We start from the raw sequence: 10,124 nt of genomic DNA on the forward strand, positions 1-10,124 counted from the left end.
GCGAGCCCCGCGTCAATGTGCTCTTGCTGAATCTGGCCCTGGACGCGCTAAAATAAGGCATGGCGACGGAACGCGAGCGCGACCGCCGCCCCGATCCCGAAGCGCTGCTGGCGCTGGCGGGACGTGAGGGGCGCGGCAGATTGAAGGTCTTCCTCGGCGCCGCCCCCGGCGTGGGGAAGACCTATGCCATGCTCGCGGCCGCGCGGCGGCTCAAGGCCGAGGGAACCGATGTCGTCATCGGCCTCGTCGAGACCCACCAGCGCGCCGAAACCGCAGCCCTTCTCGAAGGCCAGGAAATCCTCGCGCGCAAAAAGATCCCCTATCGCGGGCGCGAGCTGGAGGAATTCGACATAGACGCAGCGCTGGCCCGCCGCCCCGCTTTGATCGTGGTGGACGAACTCGCCCACACCAATGCGCCGGAAAGCCGTCACCCCAAGCGTTGGCAGGATGTCGAGGAATTGCTCGACGCCGGCCTCGACGTCTGGACCGCGCTGAACATCCAGCATCTCGAAAGTCTCGCCGAAGTCGTCAGCAAGGTCACGGGCGTCGCCGTGCGCGAAACCGTGCCCGACCGCGTGCTGCAGCGCGCCGACGATGTGGTTCTGGTCGACATCACGCCCGACGAGCTGATTCAGCGGCTGCACGAGGGCAAGGTCTATCTGCCCGAAACGGCGCGGCGCGCGACGCAGAATTTCTTCACCCCGCGCAATCTCACCGCCTTGCGCGAACTCGCCTTGCGCAGCACCGCCGACCGCGTCGACGACCAGATGGCGGATTATCTGCGTCAGTCCGCGATCGAGGGCCCGTGGGAGACCTCAGACCATCTGCTGGTCTGCATCGGCGCCGACGCGCAGGCGGAAATGGTCGTGCGCACCGGCGGACGCCTCGCGACGCGGCTCAACGCCTCCTGGGTCGTGGTCCATGTTGCGCCGGAAGGCCATCAGGAAAGTGATCCCGCCAAGGTCCGTTTCGTGGACCAGGCCTTTCGCCTTGCCGAGCGTCTGGGGGCCGAGACGGCGCGGCTCGCCGCCTCGGACGCGGTCGGCGAAATCCTGCGCTACGCGCGGCGTGAGAATGTCACGCAGATCATGGTGAGCCGCGCGCGCGGAAAATTCTGGCGGCGCTGGCTGCGCCGCGATTTCGCCTATGAGATCGTCCGGCAATCCACCGATATCCCCGTCCACATCATCGCCGCGCCCGAGGCGCCCGCGCCGAAAGCGCGACGCCTGCGGCTGAAATGGCGGGCCGTCCTGCGCCGCCGGATGGAGGCCGGGCTGCTCGGCGCGGTCGCGGCGGTCGCCGTCGCGGTTGGCGTCGGCGAGGCGTTGAACGCCGTGCTGCGGCTGCCCAATCTCTCAATGGTCTTCCTGCTCGCCGTGCTGGTCTGCGCCGAGCGTTTCGGCCTTTTGTCCGCGATCGCCGCCTCGTTTCTCTCCTTTCTCGCCTATAATTTCTTCTTCATCGAGCCGATCTACACGCTCACCGTCGCCAAGCCCGAGGAATTGCTGTCGCTGCTGGTCTTCGTGGTGGTCGCCGTGCTGACCGGCTCGCTCGCCGGCCGCGTGCATGACCAGAGCGAGACCGTGCGCGAGCGCGCCCATAACACCGAACTGCTCTACGACTTCTCTCGCAAGCTCTCGGCCGCGCCCACGCTCGACGACGCGCTCTGGGCGGCGGCGGCGCATTTGCAGCGCGCGCAGGGCGGCCATATTCTCTTTCTCCTGCCGCAGGCCGACGAATTGCGCCTCGCCGCCGCCTGGCCGCCGATGGACGAGATTTCCGCTGGAGAGATGAGCGCCGCCCGCTGGGCCTTTTCGAAGCGCGAGGCCGCCGGCTGGCGCACCGACACTTTGCCCAATCTGCCGTTCCAGTTCCGGCCGCTGGTCACGCCGCGCGGCGCTGTCGGCGTCTGCGGCTTCCAGCCCAAGGCGCCCGACGAGCCGGTGACGCCCGAGGACGAACGCGCGCTGACCGCCATGCTGGAGCAGACCGCCATCGCCATCGACCGCTCGCTGCTGGTCGGCGAGGCGGTGCGCAGCGCGGCTCTGGAGGAAAATGAGAAACTCCGCACCACTCTGCTGTCGTCGCTATCGCACGATCTCAAGACGCCGCTCGCTTCGATCACCGGCGCGGTCACCACATTGCGCCAGCTTGGCGACCAAATGCCGGTCGAGGACCGGCGCGACCTGCTTGCGTCCATTGAGGAGGAATCAGGACGGCTCAGCCGGTTCGTCGCCAATCTGCTCGACATGTCGCGGCTGGAATCCGGCGCGATCAAGGTGCGCGGCGATTTCCTCGATCCCGCCGAAATCGTCCGCGGCGCCGTGGAGCGCTGCCGCAAGGCCTTTCCCGGCATGAAGGTCGAAACCTCGCTCGCCCCCCGCCTGCCCTTCATTCGCGGCGACGCCGGCCTGCTGGAGCAGGTGCTGTTCAACCTGCTCGACAACGCCCATAAATATGGCGGCGAGACCGGCGCCAGCGTTCACGCCCGGCAGGAGGGTCAGGAGGTGGTGATTTCGGTCACCGACGAGGGTCCGGGGGTTAAGCCGGCCGATCTCGAAAAGATCTTCGAGAAATTCTATCGCGGTGGCCGGCCCGACGGACGCAAGGCGGGCACCGGGCTCGGCCTGTCGATCTGCAAGGGGCTGGTCGAGGCGATGGGCGGCCGCATCGAGGCGCAGAGCCCGGCCGTCCGCCGGCGCGGAACCCGGATCGTCACGCGCTTCCCGGTCGCCAACGCGGAGAGGGAGAAGAAATCATGAAGACCCGCGTGCTCGTGGTCGACGACGAAGCGCCGATCCAGCGCTTTCTCCGCCCCGCCCTGCAAGCCTCGGGCTATGAAACGCTCACCGCCGAGACCGGCGCGCAGGCCTTGCGCCTGATCGCGACCGCCGCGCCGGACGTCATCGTGCTCGACCTCGGCCTGCCCGACATGGATGGCAAGGACGTGCTGATCGAGGCGCGCAAATTCAGCAAGAGTCCCATCATCATCCTGTCGGCGCGCGACCAGGAAACCGAGAAGATCGCCGCGCTCGATCTCGGCGCCGACGATTATGTGGAAAAGCCTTTCGCCATCGGGGAATTTCTCGCCCGGCTGCGCGCGGCTTTGCGCCACGCCGCGCCCGACCATGCGCCGGCGCCGCGCTACGAGGCGCAAGGCGTGACGGTCGATCTCGAACGCCGCCGCGTGACCCGGGACGGGCAGGTTCTCAAACTGACCCCGAAGGAATTCGACCTGCTCGCGATTCTGGTCCGCCACGCCGGACGCGTCGTGACCCATCGCCAGATTCTTTCGGCCGTCTGGGGCCCCGCCCATGCCGACGACACCCAATATTTGCGGGTTTTCGTCGGCCAGCTCCGCGCCAAGATCGAGCCCAATCCCGAAATGCCCCGGCTGGTGCTGACAGAGCCGGGCATCGGCTACCGGCTCTGGGCGCCGGAGCCCTGAGGCCGATCAGCGCCGGGTCATGCGCCGGGACGACGTCAGGCGCATGACATTGGTTTGACTTGATCGAGGTCATTCCCTGCGCCAAACTCCGGGCCTAAATGGCAAGGCAGGAAAAGCGCCGATCAGGAGAGGGACGCATGGCCACGCTCGATTCCGCGCTCGACCGCATTCTCGCGCATTATGGCCGCGACCCCTCCGCACTGTTGCAGATCCTGCGCGACGCGCAGGAAGCTTTCGATTGGATCTCGCCGCAAATCCGCGACGCTCTGGCCGGCGCGCTCGATATTCCCGCCACGCGGATCGGAAGTCTGACCCAGTTCTACGCGCATCTTTATGATGAGCCGCGCGGAAAATATCGCGTGCTGTTTTCCGACAATATCACCGACCGCATGGCCGACGCGCCGGCGTTGATGGCGCGCATGCTGGATCATTTCGGCCTCGCGCCCGGCGAAACCTCGGCGGATGGCCTCGTCAGCATCGCGAAAACCTCCTGCACCGGCATGTGCGATCAGGGCCCAGCCCTACTGGTCAACAATCGCGCGGTGACGCGGCTAACGCCGGAGCGGATCGACACGCTCTGCGCCCTGATCCGCGCGAAAACGCCGTTGGACCATTGGCCGCCGGGTTTCTTTCTGGTCGAGGACAATATTCGCCGCGCCGATATGCTGCTCGGCTCGCCGCACAAGCCGGGCGAGGCGATCCGCGCGGCGCTGGCGCGCGGGCGTGACGGGCTATTCGCGGAAATGAGGAAATCCAACCTGCGCGGACGCGGCGGCGCAGGCTTCACGACGGCGGTGAAATGGGAGGCCTGCCGCGACGCGCCGGGCGAGGCGCGTTATGTGGTCTGCAATGCCGACGAGGGCGAGCCGGGCACGTTCAAGGACCGCGTACTGTTGCAATCCTATGCCGGCCGGGTTTTCGAAGGCATGGCTTTGGCCGGCTATGTCACGGGCGCGCAAAAAGGCTTTCTCTATCTGCGCGGCGAATATTCCTATCTGCGCGCGCCGCTTGAAGCCAAACTCGCCGAAATGCGGCGCGACAACCTGCTCGGCGCGGCGATTGGCGGCGACGCAAGCTTCACCTTCGACATCGACTTGCACATGGGCGCCGGCGCCTATATCTGCGGCGAGGAAACAGCACTGATCGAGTCGCTTGAGGGCAAGGCCGGCAAGCCGCGCATCCGGCCGCCCTTCCCGGCCACACACGGCTATCTCGACCAGCCGACGGTGGTGAACAATGTCGAGACCCTGTGCAAGGCGACCGAAATCGCCATTCAGGGCGGCGCGTTCTATGCGGGCCAGGGCACGCAGCAATCGACCGGAACCAAGATTCTGTCCGTCTCCGGCGATTGCGCGCGGCCCGGCCTTTACGAATATCCGTTCGGCGTCAGCATCGCACAGGTGCTGGAGGATTGCGGGGCGTCGGACGCCTTCGCCGTCCAGATCGGCGGCGCGGCGGGCTTCTGTCTCGCGCCGCATGAATTCGACCGCCGCATCGCCTTCGAGGACGTGCCCACCGCCGGCGCCTTCATGGTGTTTGGCGAAGGCCGCGACATGTTCGACGCCGCGCTGAATTTTGCGCAATTTTTCGAGCACGAAAGCTGCGGCTTCTGCACGCCCTGCCGGGTCGGCACGGCCATTGTCGCGCGGATCATGAACAAAATCGACGCCGGCCATGGCGCGCGCTACGAACTCAATGAGCTGACGCGCCTGCACGACCTGCTGCGCACGTCGAGCCATTGCGGCCTCGGCCAGACCGCGACTTTGGCGCTGCACGACATGATGCAAAAATTCGCGCCCGCCTTCGAGCGCCGCCTGACGCTGAAGGATTTCGAGCCGGGTTTCGACCTCGACGCCGCGCTCGCCGAAGCCCGCGCGTTGACTGGACGCGACGACGCTTCCGCCCATATCGGAGCCGATTCATGAGCGAAATCCTCGCCCAGTTCATGCTCGATGGCGAGCGCGTGGGCTTCGAGCCCGGCCAGACCATTTTGCAGGCCGCGCTCGCCGCCGGAATTTACATTCCGCATCTCTGCGCCCATCCGGAATTCGAGCCGCATGGCTCGTGCAAGCTCTGCACGGTGGTGGTAAATGGCCGCAACGGCTCGGCCTGCACTATCAAGGCCATGCCGGGGCAGGATGTGCTGAGCAACACGCCGGACATCAACACGCGCCGCCGCGCCTTGCTGCAAATGCTGTTCGCGGAGGGCAATCATTTCTGCCCCGGTTGCGAAAAGAGCGGCAATTGCGCGCTTCAGGCTTTGGCCTATGACCTCGAAATGTTCGATCCGCATTTCCCGCAATTTTTCCCGGCGCGCGAAGTGGACGGCTCGCATCCCGAAGCCTTTCTCGACTTCAATCGCTGCATCATGTGCGAGCTCTGTGTGCGCGCCAGCCGCGACGTCGACGGCAAGAATGTGTTCGCCTTGGCGGGGCGCGGGCGCGATTCCCATATCGTCGTCAATTCGCCGAGCGGGAAACTGGGCGACAGTGATTTTTCCATTCACGACAAGGCCGGGCAGGTCTGTCCGGTTGGCGCCATTCTACCCAAGGAGGTCGGCTTCGTCCGGCCGATTGGCGAAAGGCTGTACGACCACGAGACCATAGCCGAAGTCGCTTTACGCGAGGGGGAGAAGTGACATGAACGCGCCCTTCCCCGCCCGCCCGAAAAAGCGCCTGAAAATCGCCACCGCGACGCTCGGCGGCTGTTTCGGCTGCCACATGTCGCTGCTCGACATGGACGAGCGCGTGCTGGACCTGGCGAAACTGGCGGATTTCGACCGTTCGCCGCTCACCGACATCAAACATTGCGGCGCCTGCGACATCGGCCTGATCGAAGGCGCGGTCTGCAATGCCGAAAACGTCCATGTGCTGCGCGAATTCCGCGCCAATTGCCGCACGCTCGTTGCGGTCGGCGCCTGCGCCATCAATGGCGGCCTGCCGGCGCAGCGCAATCCGCTCGACCTCGGCGATCTCGTCCGCAAGGTCTATTGCGACCGCGTCGAGGAGACCGCGCAAATCCCGCGCGACCCCGAGCTGCCGCTGCTGCTCGACAAGGTCTATCCGATCCACGAGATCGTGCGGATCGACTATCTGATTCCCGGCTGTCCGCCCTCCGCCGACGCCTTGTGGAAATTCCTGACCGATCTGATCGACGGCCGCACGCCGCGCCTCGATTACGCCCATTTCCGTTTCGATTGAGGTTGTCATGTCCGCGCTCGAAACCGCCGAACCCGGCCAGAAATTGCGCCGCGTCGCCATCGATCCCGTCACCCGCGTCGAGGGCCACGGCAAGGTCACCATCCTGCTCGACGACGACAACAAGGTGCATCAGGTCCGCCTGCACATTGTGGAATTTCGCGGCTTCGAAGCCTTCATCGAGGGGCGGCCGTTCTGGGAGGTTCCGGTTGTGGTGCAGAGGCTGTGCGGCATCTGCCCGGTCAGCCATCATCTCGCCGCCGTCAAGGCGATGGACCGCATCGCCGGCTATGAGCGTCTGACGCCGACCGCCGAAAAGCTGCGGCGGCTGATGCATTACGGCCAGATCCTGCAATCCCACGCCGTGCATTTCTTCCATCTCGCCTCGCCCGACCTGCTGCTCGGCTTCGACAGCGAGCCGACCCGGCGCAACATTATCGGGGTCGCGGCGGATTTTCCGGAGATCGCCAAACAGGGCGTGCTGCTGCGCAAATATGGCCAGGAAGTCATTCGCCACACGTCCGGCAAACGCATCCACGGCACCGGCGCCATTCCCGGCGGCGTCAACAAGACGCTGACCGCCGCCGAGCGCGACGAGATGCGCCGGGATATCGACACCATGATCGGCTGGTCGCGCGACGCGGTGCGACTGGTCGAAAGGCTCCATGCGACGCGGCCCGAATTCTACGATTTTTTCGGCGACGCCCCATCCAACATGCTCAGCCTCGCCGCGCCGGATGGCGCGCTCGAACTTTACGACGGGCGCCTGCGGGCGCGCGATGTCGACGGCGCGCCGATCTTCGACCAGGTTCCGTGCAGCGACTACGACGCTCTGTTGAAGGAAGACGTCAAGCCCTGGACCTATATGAAGTTTCCGCATATCCGCACGCTCGGCGCCGAAGCCGGCTGGTACAAGGTCGGCCCCCTCGCCCGGCTGCAAACCTGCGATTTCATTCCGACGCCGCTCGCCGAAGAAGAGCGGCGCAAATTCGTGGCGCATGGCGGCGGCAAGCCGCGCCACGGCGCGCTGCTGTTCCATTGGGCGCGAATGATCGAAGCCCTGCACGCCGCCGAGACGATCCGCGATCTGCTCGACGATGACGACATCACCGGGACGGAACTGATGGGCGACAAGGGCGAGCGCCATGAGGAGGCCGTCGGCGTGATCGAGGCGCCGCGCGGAACGCTGTTTCATCATTATCGCGTCGGTGAAGATGATCTCGTCAGCTTCTGCAACCTGATCGTCTCGACCACCAATAACAATCAAGCGATGAACGAGGCCATCCGCAGCGTGGCGCGACGGGAACTGAGCGGACATGAAGTGACCGAGGGCCTGCTGAACAATATCGAGGTCGCCATCCGCGCCTATGATCCCTGCCTGTCCTGCGCGACCCACGCCATTGGCCAGATGCCGTTGCAAGTCGATCTGGTCGACTCTACCGGCGCGACGATAGCGCGCGGCCGCAAGAACTTCGTCGGCGCGTTGGCGTGAAACTGGTTGTTTTCGGCTGGGGCAATGTTTCGCGCGGCGACGACGGAATCGGGCCGCTGTTGCTGGCGCGGATCGCCGAGGCGCGATGGCCCGAGGCCGTTCTGATCGAGGATTATCAGCTCCAGCTCGAACATGCGCTCGATCTCGATGGCGCCGATCTCGCGCTGTTCCTCGACGCCGGACGCGATACGCCGGCGCCCTTCGCCTTCCGCGAAATTTTTCCGCGCCCCGGGCTCACTCACACCAGCCACGCACTGGCGCCGGAAAGTGTGCTGGCGGTGTTCGAAAAGACATTGGGTCGCGAGCCGCCGCCGAGCTTTCTACTCTGCGTGCGCGGCGAAAGCTTCGGGCTCGGCGAAGGCTTGAGCGCGCCCGGCGCGGCGCGGCTCGATCCGGCCTGGGCCTTGCTGCAACGTCTGGCGGCGCAACGCGATCCGGCGATCTGGCGCGGCCTTGTAACGGGCGATCAAGGACTGTGAAGGTCATGGCGCGATCGCGGCGCGGCGCCTCTCAAATTTTCTTGAACGTGGCTCGATGAAATAAATGCTATGATTTTAAGGATCGGCTCGTAAACGGTGACACGCAATACGCCGTAACCTGAGCCAAAACCGCCGCGATAATGCTGGCGGTGGGCGCTGTTCCTCAAGTGATCGAGCGCCGCTTTTGTTGGCGCCTCAGCAGGATGGAAAAGCGCGCGCGGACATTCTTCCGCGCGGCGAGCCTTGGCTGCTGATCGCGTCCGTACGAACGACCTTGCCAATCAAGAACAAGGTCTGAAGGGAGGCAGCCATGCAAAAGACAGTCACGGCAAAAGCCGGAAAGACGACGCTGTTGACGGCGGCGATTCTTTCGAGCGCGCTCTTGTCACTCGCCCCCGGAATAGCTTCGGCCGACACCATGGCCAAGAAGGGCACCACGCCTTATGTGACCCATTTCATTTTCCGGCCGGTCCAGAACCTCGAAGTGAACGGTCTGGGAACGGCGACTCTGTTGGAGGCCGTGGGGACGACGCAGAATATGAAAGGCGAGAAAATGCTCGACAAGATGTCGGCGCGCTGCACGGCGCTGAGCGTCAATTCGGGCCCCAAGAAATATATCGACGGCGCCTGCATTCTGGCTGACGCCGACGGCGACATGATCTTCTCGACCTTCGACACCCGCGACGTCGACAAGTCGCAGCCGGATCTGAGCTGCGGCACCCACATCATCACCGGCGGCACCGGCAAATATACCGGCATTACCGGGAGCGAGCCGTTCGCATGCAACGGGATGCCCGCCCTGGCTGGCGCGGGCGCCTATACCGCGATGGATATCCCGCACAACACCAGTTGGGAAATCAAAGGGAAATAATCGGGAGTCGCGCGCCGCGTCGATGTCAGAACGCGATGCCGAACACCATCTGCGCTTCTTGCCGTGAGAGATCGAACTGGTTCCAGGCCTCGATCCGCTCCGCCGTCGAGGGGCGCGACGAGGCGGCGACCTGCGCCGACCAGGCCATCGACGAAAACGCCTTCGGCCCCATCTGCAAATGCATGGTGGGGCCGACATAAAGCGCGGAGCTGCGATCGGCTCATAGCCGAAACGCTCCGCCACAGCCGCCTCATAGGCCGCCTCCTATTCGACCGCCTGATAGGAGACGCCGCCGCCTTTGCCGAAAGCGCCGGTGGAGGTGAATTCGGCCTCGCGGCTGCTGGGCTCGCCGACATCCGCCCCCTCGGTGAAGCCGAACAAATGCTTGTCCTCGAAACCGTCGGCTTGTGGTCCCACATCGTCGTCTTGCGCGCGCGGCGCGACCGCGACGAGCGCGACCAGCAACACGGCGCTCCATCGGACACAGGGCGCAACGACCAAACCATCCTCCCCCGGGCGGCGGCTTCCGCCTTCTTTATAACATGAGCCTGGCAGAAAACTTTTTTCGCCGCGACGCGTTTCGTCTCTGGCGCACAGCTCATGCTCCAGTTCACGCCGGGTTCATCTGCGTTGATTA

Annotated in this window: 10 protein-coding genes; 8 read left to right on the forward strand and 2 right to left on the reverse strand. The window is 65.0% G+C overall.

Annotated features, from left to right (window positions below; translation table 11 throughout):
* The first annotated feature begins 59 nt into the window (after window positions 1-59).
* From ACE3S9_RS08900 to ACE3S9_RS08935, 8 genes are all read left to right on the forward strand, one after another.
* Window positions 60-2,762 carry a DUF4118 domain-containing protein gene (locus ACE3S9_RS08900; RefSeq protein ID WP_374546090.1) on the forward strand — a complete coding sequence of 901 codons (2,703 nt, stop codon included), beginning with the start codon at window positions 60-62 and terminating at the stop codon, window positions 2,760-2,762.
* Window positions 2,756-3,448: a response regulator gene (locus tag ACE3S9_RS08905; RefSeq protein ID WP_374546101.1), complete on the forward strand. Its 693-nt coding sequence runs from the start codon at window positions 2,756-2,758 to the stop codon at window positions 3,446-3,448. The genes ACE3S9_RS08900 and ACE3S9_RS08905 overlap by 7 nt, the downstream gene beginning before the upstream one ends.
* A gap of 137 nt (window positions 3,449-3,585) precedes the next feature.
* A complete protein-coding gene (locus ACE3S9_RS08910) occupies window positions 3,586-5,373 on the forward strand; it encodes an NAD(P)H-dependent oxidoreductase subunit E (RefSeq protein WP_374546091.1) in 1,788 nt (595 codons plus the stop codon).
* Window positions 5,370-6,086 (forward strand): 2Fe-2S iron-sulfur cluster-binding protein, encoded by a 717-nt coding sequence (locus ACE3S9_RS08915; protein ID WP_374546093.1) that lies wholly within the window; start codon window positions 5,370-5,372, stop codon window positions 6,084-6,086. The genes ACE3S9_RS08910 and ACE3S9_RS08915 overlap by 4 nt, the downstream gene beginning before the upstream one ends.
* A gap of 1 nt (window position 6,087) precedes the next feature.
* Window positions 6,088-6,648 (forward strand): NADP oxidoreductase, encoded by a 561-nt coding sequence (locus tag ACE3S9_RS08920; RefSeq protein ID WP_374546094.1) that lies wholly within the window; start codon window positions 6,088-6,090, stop codon window positions 6,646-6,648.
* A 7-nt stretch (window positions 6,649-6,655) separates the two neighbouring features.
* Window positions 6,656-8,137, forward strand: coding sequence for a Ni/Fe hydrogenase subunit alpha (locus tag ACE3S9_RS08925; protein ID WP_374546096.1), 1,482 nt, complete (start codon window positions 6,656-6,658; stop codon window positions 8,135-8,137).
* A complete protein-coding gene (locus ACE3S9_RS08930; RefSeq protein ID WP_374546097.1) occupies window positions 8,134-8,616 on the forward strand; it encodes a hydrogenase maturation protease in 483 nt (160 codons plus the stop codon). Before ACE3S9_RS08925 ends, ACE3S9_RS08930 begins: the two co-directional genes overlap by 4 nt.
* Before the next feature lie 310 nt (window positions 8,617-8,926).
* A complete protein-coding gene (locus tag ACE3S9_RS08935; protein WP_374546098.1) occupies window positions 8,927-9,487 on the forward strand; it encodes a hypothetical protein in 561 nt (186 codons plus the stop codon).
* Between the two features lie 25 nt (window positions 9,488-9,512).
* Here the strand turns inward: ACE3S9_RS08935 and ACE3S9_RS08940 are convergent, their stop codons facing one another.
* Both ACE3S9_RS08940 and ACE3S9_RS08945 read right to left on the reverse strand, forming a co-directional pair.
* Entirely contained in the window at window positions 9,513-9,635 is a 123-nt protein-coding gene (locus ACE3S9_RS08940) for a hypothetical protein (protein ID WP_374546099.1), read from the reverse strand.
* 116 nt (window positions 9,636-9,751) lie between these two features.
* The gene (locus tag ACE3S9_RS08945; RefSeq protein ID WP_374546100.1) at window positions 9,752-9,952 is read right to left on the reverse strand and encodes a hypothetical protein; all 201 of its coding nucleotides are present in this window, start codon (window positions 9,950-9,952) and stop codon (window positions 9,752-9,754) included.
* Between the last annotated feature and the right edge of the window lie 172 nt (window positions 9,953-10,124).

Source organism: Rhodoblastus sp. (assembly GCF_041915505.1).
Lineage (GTDB): Bacteria > Pseudomonadota > Alphaproteobacteria > Rhizobiales > Beijerinckiaceae > Rhodoblastus.